This is a genomic window from Rufibacter radiotolerans (assembly GCF_001078055.1).
In the GTDB taxonomy this organism is placed as follows: domain Bacteria; phylum Bacteroidota; class Bacteroidia; order Cytophagales; family Hymenobacteraceae; genus Nibribacter; species Nibribacter radiotolerans.
In genome coordinates this window covers 3,620,025-3,634,748 of record NZ_CP010777.1, presented here as the reverse complement: position 1 = coordinate 3,634,748, position 14,724 = coordinate 3,620,025, and the positions used below count along the sequence as shown (strand labels likewise).

Here is a 14,724-nt window from a genome sequence, read left to right as displayed (position 1 = left end):
AACAAAATTATAAAAATTGCTTGATTAGGCAAGGGTAGGGGTAAAGATTGAATAATCTGGGGAAATGGTAAAGGAGAGAAAGCCTTAAATAAACCCTCATGCTACGCTTGGTTCATGGATTAATGTAATAGTGTTCCCTGAATATTTAGTTTTAACACTTTTTAAAACAACTTAAAAATTCTTCAGTACCCTAAAGTTATATTCACTTGGTGTGCGGCTGGGGCTTTGCTGATGTAGTAAAACTTGCATCTTCCCCAGCCTTTCGGACGGAAGCAGGGGGTTTAAGGCTGTTTCTGTTTTTGCACTGTTTTCCGGAAAACACCCTTGAAACGGAATGAAATACTACTTTTTTGGTAAGAGGTGAGGTAGGGGAAAACAAAAAAAGGGGCAGGAGATTTCTCCCGCCCCTTTGCAAAGGAATAAGTTAGTGCCTTAGCGGCTCACCGGCAGATCAATGTCAATGTTCACGAACCTGATCTGGTCTCGGTCCAGCACCGCTTCTACCACGGCATCTTTGCGGATGTCACCAGATAGAATGGCTTTGGAGAGCTCATTGAGGATACGGCGCTGCAGCACGCGTTTCAATGGGCGGGCCCCAAACTGCGGGTCGTAACCCTCGCGGCTCAGGAAGTCCAGTACCTCGTCGGTGGCTTCCAGACGGATGCCGCTGTCCTCCAGTCGCTCCTGAATGTGGCGGAACTGAATCTCCACAATCTTCCGGATCTCTTTGGAGCTCAACGGACGGAACATGATCAGCTCGTCAATCCTATTAAGGAACTCCGGCCGGAGCGTTTTCTTCAGGAGCTCAAACACCTCTTCCTTGGTTCTCTCAATGGTGGGCTCAGGGTTCTTCTCGTCCAGATCCTGGAAGTTCTCCTGGATAAGGTGCGCCCCAATGTTAGAGGTCATGATGATAATGGTGTTCTTGAAGTTGGCTACCCGGCCTTTGTTGTCCGTTAACCTACCGTCATCCAGTACCTGTAGCAAGATGTTGAACACGTCTGGGTGCGCCTTCTCAATCTCGTCCAGCAGAATGACAGAATAGGGTTTCCGGCGCACGGCCTCAGTCAGTTGGCCGCCTTCATCATAACCCACGTATCCTGGAGGCGCCCCGATCAGGCGGCTCACGGCGTGGCGTTCCTGGTACTCGCTCATGTCAATGCGCACCATGGCGTTCTCGTCATTGAACAGGAAGTCCGCGAGGGCCTTCGCCAGTTCAGTTTTACCCACCCCGGTTGTCCCCAGGAAGATAAACGACCCGATGGGGCGCTTGGGGTCCTGCAGCCCGGCCCGGCTGCGGCGCACGGCATCAGAAATGGCGGCAATGGCTTCCTCCTGACCGGCCACGCGCCGGCCCAGTTCTTCTTCCAGGTGCAGCAATTTCTCGCGGTCGCTCTGCAGCATTTTGTTCACCGGTACGCCGGTCCATTTGGCCACTACTTCGGCAATGTCCTCTGCGGTGACTTCTTCCTGCAGCATGTGCTCGCCTTCCTGCTGTTGTTTCACCTGATCCTGCAGTTCTTTCAGCTTGGCCTCGGCTTCCTGGATCTTTCCGTAGCGCAACTCCGCCACGCGGCCGTAATCACCGGCACGTTCGGCCTGCTCGGCTTCCAGTTTGTAGTGGTCAATAGCCTCTTTCTCTTTCTGGATGCCTTCAATGACCTGCTTCTCGCTCTGCCATCTGGCACGCAGGGCATCACGGGTTTCGCTCAGGTCGGCGATCTCTTTGGAGAGTTGGTTTTCCTTTTCCTTGTCGTTTTCCCTCCGGATGGCTTCGCGCTCAATTTCCAGCTGCATGATCTTGCGCTGCACCTCGTCCAGCTCTACCGGCAGAGAGTCCATCTCAATGCGCAGCTTGGAGGCCGCCTCGTCAATCAGGTCAATGGCCTTGTCGGGCAGGAACCGGTCGGTGATGTAACGGCTGGAGAGTTCCACGGCGGCAATAATGGCATCGTCTTTAATACGCACCCCGTGGTGCAGTTCATACTTGTCTTTGATACCGCGTAAGATGGAAACGGCGTCTGGAATGCTGGGCTCATCTACGGTCACGGCCTGGAACCGGCGCTCCATGGCTTTGTCTTTCTCAAAGTACTTCTGGTACTCTTTGAGCGTGGTGGCGCCAATGGCATGCAGTTCGCCACGGGCCAGGGCTGGTTTTAAGAGGTTGGCCGCGTCCATGGCGCTTTCGCCACCTCCGCCCGCGCCAATCAAGGTGTGGATCTCGTCAATAAAGAGCACAATCTCGCCCTCGGCGTCCACCACTTCTTTGATGACCGCTTTGAGGCGTTCCTCAAACTCACCCTTGTACTTGGCGCCCGCCACCAGCAGGCCCATGTCCAGGTTCATAATGGTTTTAGACTTGAGGTTCTCAGGTACGTCGCCAGACACAATACGCTGGGCCAGGCCCTCCACAATGGCGGTTTTACCCACGCCCGGTTCCCCCAGAAGAATAGGGTTGTTCTTGGTCCGGCGGCTCAGGATCTGGAGCACCCGGCGGATTTCCTCGTCGCGGCCAATCACGGGGTCAATCTTGCCCTGGCGCGCCTGCTCGTTCAGGTCAATGGCGTAGCGCTTGAGCGAGTTGTACTTGGCCTCGGCGTTCTGGTCAGTGACTTTGGAGTCGCCGCGCAGTTCTTTGATAGCCGCTTTCAGGCCTTTCTCGGTGATGCCCGCGTCTTTGAGCAGGGTGGCTACTTTGTCTTTGCCGCCCAGTAAGCCTAGTAGCAAGTGTTCAATGGCCACGTACTCATCGCCGAATTCTTTCAGATAAGAGGTAGCCTTTTGCAGGGCCGCCGCCGCGTCATTTCCCAAATACGGACTTCCGCCGCTGACCTTGGGGTAGCCGTTCACCACCTCGTCCAGGCGGGTATTGAGTTGGTTGATGTTCACGCCCAGCTTCTTGAAATAGAAGTTGGAGACGTTCTCATCGGTTTGCAGGATGCCCTTGAGCAGGTGGCCGGTCTCAATGGCCTGCTGCTGGTTGACGCCGGCAATCTCCGTGGCCTTCTGCACCGCCTCCTGCGATTTGATGGTATAGTTGTTAAAGTTCATGGCTTTATTTTCTTTTCCCTTTTGTTTCTACGACGATACTAGCAAATGGGGTACCGATATGGGAATAGGACGTTTTTCGGAAATAATGACAGTAAATTGAGAGGTTGATTTTGGGTAAATGGACATAATGGCGGGAATTTTTCGCCTTTATGCATGCAGTTGGCCGTTGCTGGCGTAGTGGTAGCTGATGCCTGAGTCCTTATGCTGTAATGTTTCATTTTTCCCCTCCGAGCGCTCACGGCCGCGGGACCCCGTCTTTCCCCCTCGCATTGCCCTTGCGGCCTACTCTTGTTTATCGCTCTTAGCTTAATCTGTTGCAGGGCCACAAGCGAGGCGCCCGAGGTAAAGACTGGAATTGGGGAATGAAAGTTTAGCTCTTCCGGATTTGCAATCCGGAAGTTCCGAAAGGGGGATTTGCAATCCCCGGCGGTAGCGACTTTGTTCTTGGTTCCCCGGCGGATTGCAAATCCGCTTTTCAGAAGTTCGGGATTGAAAATCCCGAACAGCATGGCGCGTGTGAGGAATGTGTTTTAAGCCCATTTTCTGAAAAACAGGCTCAAAACGCTGCAGCGCCAACTAAACGCAGACTCTCCCCTTGAGGATTACCCAAACGCGAGTTTGAGGAAGCGAGCGAAGCTCTGAAGAGGGGTGTTTACAAAGGAGGGTAAATCTGCACGATAAATCTCCAAACTCAAAAGGCACGCAAGTAGCTTCCGCGCCATAAAAGAGGAAATACTGCTGCCCTCTTCCTCGTCCCCCTTCGAAGGGGGTAGGGGGATGACCACTTTTGCAGATCAACTCGTTTCCATCCCGTTTTCCGCAAAACACCGGTAAAACGCCTTTCCCTTACTCTCCGCTCACCCGCGCCACTACCTCCCGCAACCAGTGGTACACCTGCCGAAGTTCTGCGGGATTTAAGATAGCGTCATCTTTTGAGAAGGTCAGTTGTAGGCCGCCCTCGTCGTCATGATGTTTCAGTTCCAGTTCGCAGTCGCGGTGGGTGAGGAGGAAGGCGCGGAGGTCTGGGTCTGCGAAGAGGGCTTTGAGGGTGTCGGGTTGGTTGGTTTTGATGATGAAGGCTTCGTCTACCTCGGGGTCCCCCAGTTTAATATCTTCCAGACCGAAGACCGTACCGATTTCATTCACCCAATCCTGCTCGTGCAGGTGGAACCGGAGGGAAGGGTTGCCGGGGACGGGCGCCAGAAAACTGGTGCTGGAGAATCCGCCTTCAAACCCCCCGCCCAGGTCTATGTCAATATCAAAGTAGATGGTCTGGTCGCCCTGGTTTAATTGCGCGGAATATTGCAGGAGGTCCTGGTGTTGGGCCATATCAGTGGCTACCTGTTGCCAAAGTTCGTCTTCAGTAGTTGCGGTGAAAGTCTTGATGGTTTCCATAGTTTTGGTTGCGTTGGGTTAGGGAAGCTGGGCCTCAGAAAAACAACAGCCCGGCTGCACACCTATAGACGTGCCGCCGTGCTGTTAGGTTAAGCAATCAACCTGCACCGCCAAAAGCCGCTGTCTGTTTTAAGCCTGTTTTCGATAAAACGGCCTTAAAACAGATCAGACTCAGAACTTATAACTCAAGACTCAGAACTGGCGTGCCTGCGCCTACTCCATGTTTTTGAAGAACACCGGCGAATTGCCGTAAAGAGGGGTGGCACCGTTCCATTTCTCAATGAACTGTTGCTGGATGAGCAGCGGCGTGAGGGTCTGTTGGCGCAGGCGGTTAGCATCGGCTTCGGCCTGGGCCTCCACTATCTTTTTGCGGGCCTGGGCCTCGGCAACCTTCAGTTCGTTCTCTACCTGCATGGCCTGCTGCACGGCGCGGTTCTTCAGGTTCACGGCCCGTACAATTTCCTCTGGGTAAGAGAGGCCGCTGGTCATCTGCTCCAGCTTGAAGCCGTCTTTCTGCAGCGCCGAGTCCAGGGTAGACTGTACCTGGGCCTCAAACTGCTGGCGCTTAGAAATGATCTCCTCGGTGCTGTACTGGTTCAGCCTGATTCTGAAGGCGTCTTTCACGTAGTTAAGCAGCGTGGTCTGCGCGATCACATCAATGGGCTTGCGGTACTTCTTGAAAATCTGAGGTGACGCCCCCGGCTTCACGAAAAAGGAAATAGTGGGGTCAACAGTGAACACCGACCCGTCTCGGGCATTGACCGTGAAAGCGGTATAGTCCTGGGTCTGGATGAAGGTAGGGAACTCATACACGTCCTCGGTGAAAGGGTTGAACCAGACGCGGCCCGTCACCAGGGACACATCTTGCACGCCTTTCTCGGTGCCGTACATTTTTACCAGAATTCCTTCATGCCCGGCGTCAATACGGGTGCAGGACTGGGTAGCCGTAATGGCGAACACTAGAATTAACAGACCAGAGATAATGCTGGTGAGGACGGGGCGGGTCATGGGCGTTTGAATTTAAAGATGAGGTACCGGATGATAATGAAGTTGCCGACTAGTAAGGCCAATAAAAAGAAAGCGCCGAACATCACGGAGCTGTCTGAGGGCTGGCGCAGCAATTGGGTAATCTGGGTATAGGAAAGGAAGTCTACCGGGATGAGCAGTAGCAGCAAAAGCAATTGTTTGGGTTTCATGGGTGGTAGCCGACAAGCAGGTTCAGAAACCAATATTAAACAATCTATATAGAGAAGGCTAGGGTTGGGCGGTGAATCTTAGGGAGTTTCTTGGGTTTTACCATAAAGGCCCGGCGATACGAGGTCGCCGGGCCTTTGTGCTATGCTTATTAAATCGCTTTAAGAGGTCTATATTGACTTACCGAACCTCGGCTTTGAACACCTCAGCGTAGTGGTCGGCCAGGCGGGTGGGTTCCGGTAGTTTGTGTTTGATGGCTGTTTTCAAAGCGATGGCCGTGGCAGTTTCCTGGTCCATTAAATGCCCCGGCGACACAAACACCGGTTTCACCTTGTCCTTGGTCCTGATCACTTCGCCAATGAGTTCGCCGCGGTGGGTGAGGGGCGTAATGCTGCCTTTCTCCATAGCCGGTTCCTCGTGCTTGCCCGTGAGCACTTTCTTGGCCACGCCCATGGTAGGTTTGTTCAGGAGCACGCCCAGTTGGCTGGCAATGCCCAGGCGGCGCGGGTGCGCAATGCCGTGGCCGTCTACCATGATCAGGTCTGGTTTGTGCTGCAGTTTTTCATAGGCCTTGACCAGGTTGGGCGCCTCCCTGAACGCCAGAAATCCTGGAATGTAGGGCAACTCCACCGGCCCGTAGTGGTACACCTTCTCCACCAGTTCCAGCTCCGGGTAGGTCAAGACCACAAACACCGACAAGATGTTCTCCCCTATAAACGATGAGTCACAACCTGCCAGCAACTTCAGCTCAAAGTCTGGTTTCTGGAGGATAACCTGCTGCCGGAGTTGCTCCTGCTTCTCGGTTAATTCTTTGACAATCTTTGGATCTGGGGGCGGAAGATGGTTGGGCCAGGCCATAGGAGGGAGTTAGGAGTTGAAAGTTCTGTTTTGGGCCCGTTTTCGGGAAAACGGGCCCAAAACAGGAATTGCCTTTTCTCTTACGGGCTCTTAGTTCTTTGGATGCTTCGCCTGGCTGGAAGGCTTGTTCCGTCTTTAGGATTCCCACGCATTCCGTCCCCCTTTGAAGGGGGACGATCAATATTGTAATCGGATATTTTAAAACCTACCTCCGGCCTGTCCCCTGACAGGACGGAAAGACGGCGCCTAAACCTGCAACCATTCTCTTTGCGCTTCAACCCGCACCCCTGCTTTGTTGGTCTGTCAGGGGACAGACCAAGGAGACGGCCTTACGATTTATGTCCTGTGTCCAATGTCCCATATCCTGTGTCTTGCTACGTGATACGCACTACTTGCTACCGTTTACGCGCTACACGGAATCATCAGGTCAATGAAGAGCACTTTCCACTGGCCCTTCACCTGCCCGAAATGGAATTTGAAACCGCTGGCGGTATGCAGCACGGTTTTCTGAACAAGCAATTGGGTCTGGCCTACGGTTTTCTCTTCGTCAGGTGGCAAACTAGCATATTTGTAGGCATCGTTTTTCCGGAAGGCGGTGGCGTCGGCTATAAAGCAGCCGTGCTCAGAATAGGGTTCTACGTCGCCTTCGCAGGTGACTTTGGGCAAGGTCTTTACTTCTTTGAGGTGGCAGTCTTTGAAGGTCTCGCCAATGGTGAAGAAAGGCCGCTGCTGCTGGTCGGCGCGCTTGAAGGTGGTAATGTCTGTGACGCGGGTAAACTGGGGCATGGCGCCGGGGGTGTCAATGAGGTAAAGGCCCAGCTCGGGGTCAATGAGTTGGTTGAAGGCAGCACGGTCCTGCTCTTTAATGATTTTCTCAAACCGCTTGAAAAACTTCTCAAAATCATCTTCGGCCTTGGGCGACGGTTTGCGCACCACTTCTTCCTGCACCGCATTCAGAGTGTCCTTTACCAGGACATCGGCTTGCCGACGGGCCTCAGATTTTGCCAGGGTGGCGGTGGCGGGGCTGGTTCTTTCCGGGGTTTGGGTGGTGGAATTGCTTTGGCAGCCCAGCAGCAAGCCAAGGCCCAGGAGGGGAAGGTATATCTTCATAACGCTATATACGAGGACTTCGGGTAAAAGTAAATGGTTGGAGCATTCCCTTTGGCTGCCTCGTTCCAATACTAACCTTGAAGGGCAATGCCCCTACTCTAAATATTGGGGAGGTATACCCATATTGTGTTTTAAGCCCGTTTTTGGGAAAACGGGCTTAAAACACAATTTAGCGCTTCCGCAGTAGCCTGTTTTCTTTATGTCTATTTGATTGGTAGGAAAGGCGGGCGCCGGGGTAGCCTGTAAAGAAAAGACGCTTATATTTGCCAATCCTTGTCCGGTGCGTATAAGGAGGCCGCGCAGGGGTTTCCTGCCGGTACGCCACAGGCCCGGGCCCTATACCCTAAACCAAAAGAACGCTATGACGAAAAATACCGCTAAAATCATTTATACCATCACAGATGAGGCGCCGGCCCTGGCCACGCACTCGTTCCTGCCCATTGTAAAGGCCTTCACCAAGGCAGCCGACATTGAAGTAGAAACCAGAGACATTTCCCTGGCCGGCCGTATTCTGGCTACCTTCCCGGAGAACCTGACGGCTGAGCAAAAGCAGGCCGATGACCTGGCGGAACTGGGCGACCTGGCCAAGACCCCCGAAGCCAACATCATTAAATTGCCCAACATCTCTGCCTCTATTCCGCAGCTCACCGCGGCCATTAAAGAACTGCAGGCCCAGGGCTACAACATCCCAGATTATCCGGCAGACCCGCAAACCGACGCCGAGAAAGAGATCAAGGCCCGTTACGCCAAGGTATTGGGCAGCGCCGTAAACCCTGTCCTGCGTGAGGGGAACTCTGACCGCCGCGTGGCCGATGCCGTAAAGCAGTACGCCAAAAAACACCCGCACTCCATGGGTGCCTGGACGGCAGATTCTAAAACGCACGTGGCTCATATGACCGGCGGCGATTTCTACGGCAGTGAGCAATCTGTGGTAGTGGAGCAGCCCACCGAGGTGCGCATTGAACTGGTAGGCGCCAGCGGTGCTCCCAAGGTATTGAAAGACAAGCTCAGCCTAAAGGCCGGCGAGGTGATTGATGCCGCCGTAATGAGCAAAAAAGCCCTGCGCGCCTTCTTTGAAAAAGAGATCGCAGATGCCAAGGCCAACGGCTTGCTGTTGTCGCTGCACCTGAAAGCTACCATGATGAAGGTTTCTGACCCTATCATGTTTGGCCACGCGGTAACCGTGTTCTTCAAAGACGTTTTTGCTAAGCACGCCGATACCTTCAAGCAGCTGGGCGTTGACCCTAACAACGGCTTAGGCGATGTGTACAACAAAATTGAGAGCCTGCCAGCAGATCAGAAGGCCGCCATTGAGGCCGACCTGAAAGCCGCCTATGAAAATGGCCCTGCCTTGGCTATGGTAGACTCTGACAAAGGCATTACCAACCTACACGTACCTAGTGACGTGATTATTGATGCCTCTATGCCGGCCGCCATCCGGTCATCAGGTAAAATGTGGGGTGCCGATGGTAAGCTGCATGACACCAAAGCCCTGATCCCAGACCGCAGCTATGCCGGTATTTACCAGGAGATTATCCAGTTCTGCAAAGAGAACGGCGCCTTTGACCCTAAAACCATGGGCACCGTGCCTAACATTGGCTTAATGGCCCAGAAGGCTGAGGAATACGGTTCGCATGACAAAACCTTCCAGATCACGGAGGCCGGTACCGTACGCGTGGTGACCGCCGATGGCACTACCTTAATGGAGCACCAAGTGGAGGAAGGCGATATCTGGAGAATGTGCCAGACCAAAGACCTGCCTATCCAGGACTGGGTGAAACTGGCCGTTACCCGTGCCCGCATCACCAACACGCCGGCCATTTTCTGGTTAGATGAGAAGCGCGCGCATGACGCCAACCTGATCAAGAAAGTAGAGCGTTATCTCAAAGACCATGACACCAACGGCCTTGATATCCAGATCATGTCTCCGGTGAAAGCCATTCGGTACACCTCTGAGCGCGCCAAAGCCGGCAAAGACACCATCTCGGTGACCGGTAACGTACTGCGTGATTACCTAACGGATTTGTTCCCGATTATTGAGTTGGGTACCAGCGCCAAGATGCTTTCCATTGTGCCTCTGCTAGACGGCGGCGGACTGTTTGAGACCGGTGCTGGTGGTTCTGCCCCTAAGCACGTGCAGCAGTTCATGGAAGAAAACTACCTGCGTTGGGATTCCCTGGGCGAGTTCCTGGCCCTGGCTGTTTCATTAGAAGACCTGGCCTACAAAACCAAAAACCAAAAAGCCGAGGTTCTGGCCGAAGCCCTGAACGCGGCCAATGCCGAGTTCCTGGAGAAAGACAAGTCACCGTCTAGAAAAGTAGGGGGCATTGACAACCGCGGTAGCCACTTCTACCTGGCGCTTTACTGGGCCCAGGCCTTAGCTGAGCAGACCAAAAACCAGGAGTTGAAAGACCGTTTCTCTAACCTGGCTAAGCAGCTCACCGAGAACGAGAGCAAGATTGTGGAAGAGCAGATTGCCGCCCAAGGCAAACCAGTGGATTTAGGCGGGTACTATCACCCAGACCTGGCCAAAGCCGAGAAAGCCATGCGCCCAAGTGCTACGTTGAACACGTTCCTGCAGCAGTTCTAGGAGGAAGATAAGTTTAGAAAAGGAAAGGCCGCTTGGGAGAAATCTCAAGCGGCCTTTCTGTTATATGCTAACTTAAGCTGGCAGGATGAAAAGCGGCTTCTGGTCGGCAAATTCTGGCATGTGAAAAGGCTTGAGTCATTTGCTGATTCAAGCCTTTTCAATACTACCTGTTTTACTTCACCAGATTCTTAAACGCTGATCCAAAGATCAAATAAGCGGTATTTCCGCCAATGGTGCCTTCGTTCTGTCCCCACAGAAAAGGCCAGTCGTCGTAGTTCTCAAAATGGTCTGGTTTTCTGAATAAGATACCGGGAGCCACGTTGCCTGGAATAAAGGAGAAATCAGCCCGGTTATTCCCGTAGAAAACTGCTTTGGGGCGTGTGGCACCCACTGTGGCTACTAAAGAATAATTGTGATACGGGTGGGCGCCAAACAGATAGTTGGTCGCTTTGAACGCATGGCTGGCGTCAATGATCTCAGGAAAGTATTTGCTGGCAAAGCAAACGGTGGTCCCAAAGGCCGTCACGTCTCCGCTGCCTGCCCAGTTGGTTAGGCCAATGGGCACTCCATAAGGGTTATTCTTTTCAAGGCCGGCAATGTATTCTTTGTACTTCACTACATACGGACGGAGCTTTTCTTTATAAGAGGCGTCCAGGTGCGGGATAGCATCCAGGGCCGTTAACAAATTAGCACTCACGTTACGCTCCAGAGCAGGCCATAGAAGCTCCTGAAATCTATCAAGGTATTGCTTTTCAGAAGTGGCAATGTACAGTTGGAGGTTGGTAGCCATGTTGGCGGCATTGCCCCGGCCAGATGTATCCTGCTTCTGATTGGCCATTAAAGCGGTCGCTTCTTTCAAGAGTCTTTTTGACTGTGTCAATGCTCTTGCCGATAGATCGTCGTTGTATCCCTTCAAGGCCCGGCTGGCGGCGGCAAACATGGTGGCGGCCCTGAGATCCAGTTCGGGTTCACGGCTGGTAAAGGCCCATAGATCATCCTTCACGCCGCTGGACCGGCCATCCTTGGCTACTTCGTAAGGGCCCAACTTAGGGTTGTAGGGAAGACCGTCTGTTAAAGAGGCGGCGTCACCCAGGTGGTGGTAATTATCCAGCACCGAGTTAGAGAGCGTTTGGGCCATGTGACCTAGAATCTCTGCCTGGGCTACCAGGTTAAGGGTGCCGTGCTCAATGAACTGCAGCACGTCTGGGGTCCCATCGGGGCGGTGAAGGTCTACGTACCGTTGCTTCTGGTCAATGAACGTCTGGTCACGCAAGGGCTTGAAACTTTCCCAGGTTTTGACAAAGTTCTGCACCACGCTAATGTTAGACCCGGTCTCAATGTCAAAATCCCCGGCATCAAAAAAGCCGCCTACGTTCAGGCCAGGAATTACTTCCAGCGGTTTAAACTTAGTATCGGTGGTGGGGCCTTGCGCGTGAAGGTCAAAGTGATCGGTGTTGGGCGGAGCCTGGAGGTAACCATCCTTGAAAGGTTCGCCGTGCCACACCCGGTAGGCTTCGTTCACAAACATGTGGTTCATGTGGATGGGAATCCAGATGTCGCTGGTAGCATCGGTGATCTTGCTGTACACGTGATCGCCAATGAGGAAATTATTGGTCTTGTTGCCTCCGTACTGGATGTAGTAGATACCGGGCGTCTTCACCGCAGAGAAATCAAATTTCACATAGTGGTACTTGAAGTAGTCGCCCCAGGGTTTAATAGCGCCGCTGAACACTTTGGTGGCTTTGCCGTCGTCGCCTACTTTAAAGATGAAGGCGCTTTTAGCTGGTTTATCTTTCTTGTCTAGTTCAATAACCGCCACTTTTGGTTGCGCAGGAAGGTAGCCCACTTGGGAGAAGCCAATGTTGGGCTCTCTTACCCAATCTTTGATGGCGTTTGGCTCTATGGTCCAAGTCAATACCTTGCCTGTTTTGCCGGCCGGGAGCAGGCTGCGCACCACAAACCAGCCGTTCTGGGCCAGCATGCGGCCGTCAAACAGCATCAGGTCAGTATCTGGCGAAGTGATTTTTACCATCCGTTCCGGGGCATCAGGGGCAAAGAGAAAGGTGCGGCCGGTTTCCAGCGGAAGGGGATCAATGAATTTGCCGGTGCCCCGGTCATCTGAGGTCACATAGCCTTTGTATTGCTTCGGTTTCTGGCTGTTAGGTTTGGTCACCGTATTGCCCACCACATAGCGCGGGAAGAGATTAGGGCGCCCATCCACCAGATAGTTCTTCGCCCAATATTGTGAGGGCAGAAACTCCAGGTTAAACCCGGCACTTCCTTCCAATGCTTTGGGGAGGGGTTTGTCCAGGTAAACCGCTATCTCTACGCCTTTCCCCTTGGCCGTCACCACTACCCGTGAATCAAAGTTGTACTCTTTGTAGCGTAGCGTTGCTTCTATGGTCTTTGCCGCCCGGTCCACCTTCCGGTTTAGTATGTCAGGTACAAGGTCCCATTGCTCCGGCGTGTTGGAGAGCCGAACCGCGCCGCCCTGCGCTGTTCTCACGCCATGGTGAATCAGTTCTATCCCGGCGTTCTTCTCATCATTGAAGCCTCCGGTAAAAAGGTTATTGTACACCAGCACATTGACGCCTTGCTGCTCAAAATACTCCCGGTCATTGAGTTTCAAGTCCTGGCCCGTAGCATACTGGAATGCCCCTAGTAGCAGCAATACCAGGGAGTATAATTTTCGTTTTTTCATATTTCTTGAATCCGTCTTTTCCTGTTCAAAAAGAATAAGTGTTAGTAGGAGCTCTTACTGAGGCTGTATATCATTGGCCGAGGTGGCGTACAAACCAATCAAAGTACCCGTGAAGCCTCCCGCCACATTGGTGGAGAGGATATCACCTGATACAGGGACACCTAGATCAACAAAGGTCTTCCCGTCTGTGGAGTAGCTAAACTGGTAGGCGTCTCCCTCTGCCTTTACCCTAAGTTGTATGGGCTTTTTAATATCTATTTTTTGGCTGGCGATGAGGTTTGAGGTTCCTTTTTCTGTTCTTTCCAGAACCAGGTAAGCGTCTTTGCCTTTTCTGGTAAGTCCGAACAGGTAGTGGAACTTCTCGCTTTGCAGCAACACTATGCCCGCCAGGTCTTTTTCTGAGGCAGGTTTGTAGTCTAGGGTGGTAGTGTAGGAGAAACTATTGTGCTGCTGACGCAGGAAAAGAGTGGAGGTGGGCTTTACCTCTTTGATGTTGACCGGGAACGGGTTGATCTGCAACCCTTTCTTTGTCTGGGAAATAAACGCCTCGCGGGGACCTCTTAAACCCACCCAGCGGTAGTCCAGTTTTTTAGAAGTAAAGTTGTCTGCGAAGGTGAAATTGCCGTTGGGGAAGAACCCCTCTTTTCCGGTTTTGTTTACCACGCCGTCAGGCGTTTTCAGCTTCGGTTCCATGGGGATAAGCCCGTTGACGAAAACCGGGAATTCACCGGACCAATCAACCGGCAGGATAAAGGTTTCACGGCCTATGTTCACGCGGTTCTTCTCGTTCGGGCGGATGCCCAGAAACACGCCGTAGTGTTTGCCGTCGGGGCCTTCCACTAAATCAGCGTGACCGGCCCAGTCTACTTTGTGTGGCCTATTGGGGTTCAGATGCCTTTGTGAGAGAATGGGATTGTTGGGGGCGGGGGTAAAGGGGCCTCTGGGGCTGTCGCTCACAAAAACCACCTCGCTGTGGTTTCCGCCGGTACCGCCTTCGGCACACATGAGGTAATACCGTCCGTTCTTTTTGTAGATATGCGGGGCCTCAATCCAGATGGGCCGCTTGGAGAGGTCCACGCCACCGTCTACGATAATCTTGTCGGTTCCGGCAATTACTTGGTCTTTCTCCAGGTCATAGTCCCACACCTTGATCACCCGGTGCCCTTCATACAGTTCTTTCCCTTTGTCCGGGGCATCATTGTGGACCACATAGGCTTTGCCGTTGTCATCAAAGAAAAGAGAGGGGTCTATTCCCCCGAAGTTCAGCTTGAACGGCTCACTCCAACCCTTGGCCGGGTCTTTTGACTTCACCACAATGTTCCCGGCCCCTCCGGCGAAGGCCGTCACGATCATATAAAAGGTGTCATTGTTGGGATTATACTCTATGTCTGGGGCATAAACCCCTTGGCTTATTCCGGTATCATGTACATTCAACTGGGAAACACGATCCAGCACATGCCCGATTTGCGTCCAGTTCACCAGATCCTTTGAATGGAAAATAGGTACCCCCGGGAAAATGGCGAAAGAGGAGTGTACCATGTAGTAATCTCCGCCCTTGCGCGTAATGGCCGGGTCTGGATAAGCACCCTGTATAATGGGGTTATAAAACTCGCCGGGTTTAAGGGGATTATCCTGGTAAACTTTGTCATGGCCTTCGTAGACCGAGTTCGAAAACACCGGGGCATTTTTAGGCATTTTTACATTCTGGCTGTTGCCGCTTACTCCTATCAAAGAAAACAGGGCCACCAAAACACAGAGTATTCTTACCCGTGTTTTTCCCTGAGGAGCAGATCCAAATTCAATTCTCTTCATCTTAAATTTTAAG

The 14,724-nt window shown here is 52.8% G+C and carries 9 protein-coding genes; 1 reads left to right on the top strand and 8 read right to left on the bottom strand.

Annotated features, from left to right (window positions below; all coding sequences use genetic code 11):
• Positions 1-432: 432 nt before the first annotated feature.
• From clpB to TH63_RS14730, 6 genes are all read right to left on the bottom strand, one after another.
• Positions 433-3,051 (bottom strand): ATP-dependent chaperone ClpB, encoded by a 2,619-nt coding sequence (gene clpB, locus TH63_RS14760; protein WP_048921615.1) that lies wholly within the window; start codon positions 3,049-3,051, stop codon positions 433-435.
• Positions 3,052-3,897: 846 nt separating this feature from the next.
• Positions 3,898-4,446 (bottom strand): hypothetical protein, encoded by a 549-nt coding sequence (locus TH63_RS14750; RefSeq protein WP_048921613.1) that lies wholly within the window; start codon positions 4,444-4,446, stop codon positions 3,898-3,900.
• A 213-nt stretch (positions 4,447-4,659) separates the two neighbouring features.
• Entirely contained in the window at positions 4,660-5,454 is a 795-nt protein-coding gene (locus TH63_RS14745) for an SPFH domain-containing protein (protein ID WP_048921612.1), read from the bottom strand.
• Positions 5,451-5,642, bottom strand: coding sequence for a hypothetical protein (locus tag TH63_RS14740; protein WP_048921611.1), 192 nt, complete (start codon positions 5,640-5,642; stop codon positions 5,451-5,453). The genes TH63_RS14745 and TH63_RS14740 overlap by 4 nt, the downstream gene beginning before the upstream one ends.
• Before the next feature lie 178 nt (positions 5,643-5,820).
• A complete protein-coding gene (gene nfi / locus TH63_RS14735; RefSeq protein ID WP_048921610.1) occupies positions 5,821-6,498 on the bottom strand; it encodes a deoxyribonuclease V in 678 nt (225 codons plus the stop codon).
• Positions 6,499-6,900: 402 nt separating this feature from the next.
• A complete protein-coding gene (locus TH63_RS14730; RefSeq protein WP_048921609.1) occupies positions 6,901-7,608 on the bottom strand; it encodes a hypothetical protein in 708 nt (235 codons plus the stop codon).
• A gap of 361 nt (positions 7,609-7,969) precedes the next feature.
• On the opposite strand from TH63_RS14730, the gene TH63_RS14725 reads away from it, so the two are divergent.
• Positions 7,970-10,198 carry an NADP-dependent isocitrate dehydrogenase gene (locus TH63_RS14725; RefSeq protein ID WP_048921608.1) on the top strand — a complete coding sequence of 743 codons (2,229 nt, stop codon included), beginning with the start codon at positions 7,970-7,972 and terminating at the stop codon, positions 10,196-10,198.
• Positions 10,199-10,370: 172 nt separating this feature from the next.
• On the opposite strand, the gene TH63_RS14720 is transcribed toward TH63_RS14725, so the two are convergent.
• Complete coding sequence (locus tag TH63_RS14720) at positions 10,371-12,899, bottom strand: cellulase N-terminal Ig-like domain-containing protein (RefSeq protein WP_048921607.1); 2,529 nt, start codon at positions 12,897-12,899, stop codon at positions 10,371-10,373.
• 54 nt (positions 12,900-12,953) lie between these two features.
• A complete protein-coding gene (locus TH63_RS14715) occupies positions 12,954-14,711 on the bottom strand; it encodes a glycoside hydrolase family 43 protein (protein WP_048921606.1) in 1,758 nt (585 codons plus the stop codon).
• Positions 14,712-14,724 lie beyond the last annotated feature (13 nt).

What these genes read in the sequence shown, in the direction of transcription:
- TH63_RS14715 (WP_048921606.1), bottom strand. Translation starts at nt 14,711, where the DNA reads ATGAAGAGAATTGAATTTGGATCTGCTCCTCAGGGAAAAACACGGGTA.
- TH63_RS14745 (WP_048921612.1), bottom strand. Translation starts at nt 5,454, where the DNA reads ATGACCCGCCCCGTCCTCACCAGCATTATCTCTGGTCTGTTAATTCTA.
- TH63_RS14725 (WP_048921608.1), top strand. Translation starts at nt 7,970, where the DNA reads ATGACGAAAAATACCGCTAAAATCATTTATACCATCACAGATGAGGCG.
- TH63_RS14740 (WP_048921611.1), bottom strand. Translation starts at nt 5,642, where the DNA reads ATGAAACCCAAACAATTGCTTTTGCTGCTACTGCTCATCCCGGTAGAC.
- TH63_RS14730 (WP_048921609.1), bottom strand. Translation starts at nt 7,608, where the DNA reads ATGAAGATATACCTTCCCCTCCTGGGCCTTGGCTTGCTGCTGGGCTGC.
- clpB (WP_048921615.1), bottom strand. Translation starts at nt 3,051, where the DNA reads ATGAACTTTAACAACTATACCATCAAATCGCAGGAGGCGGTGCAGAAG.
- TH63_RS14720 (WP_048921607.1), bottom strand. Translation starts at nt 12,899, where the DNA reads ATGAAAAAACGAAAATTATACTCCCTGGTATTGCTGCTACTAGGGGCA.
- TH63_RS14750 (WP_048921613.1), bottom strand. Translation starts at nt 4,446, where the DNA reads ATGGAAACCATCAAGACTTTCACCGCAACTACTGAAGACGAACTTTGG.
- nfi (WP_048921610.1), bottom strand. Translation starts at nt 6,498, where the DNA reads ATGGCCTGGCCCAACCATCTTCCGCCCCCAGATCCAAAGATTGTCAAA.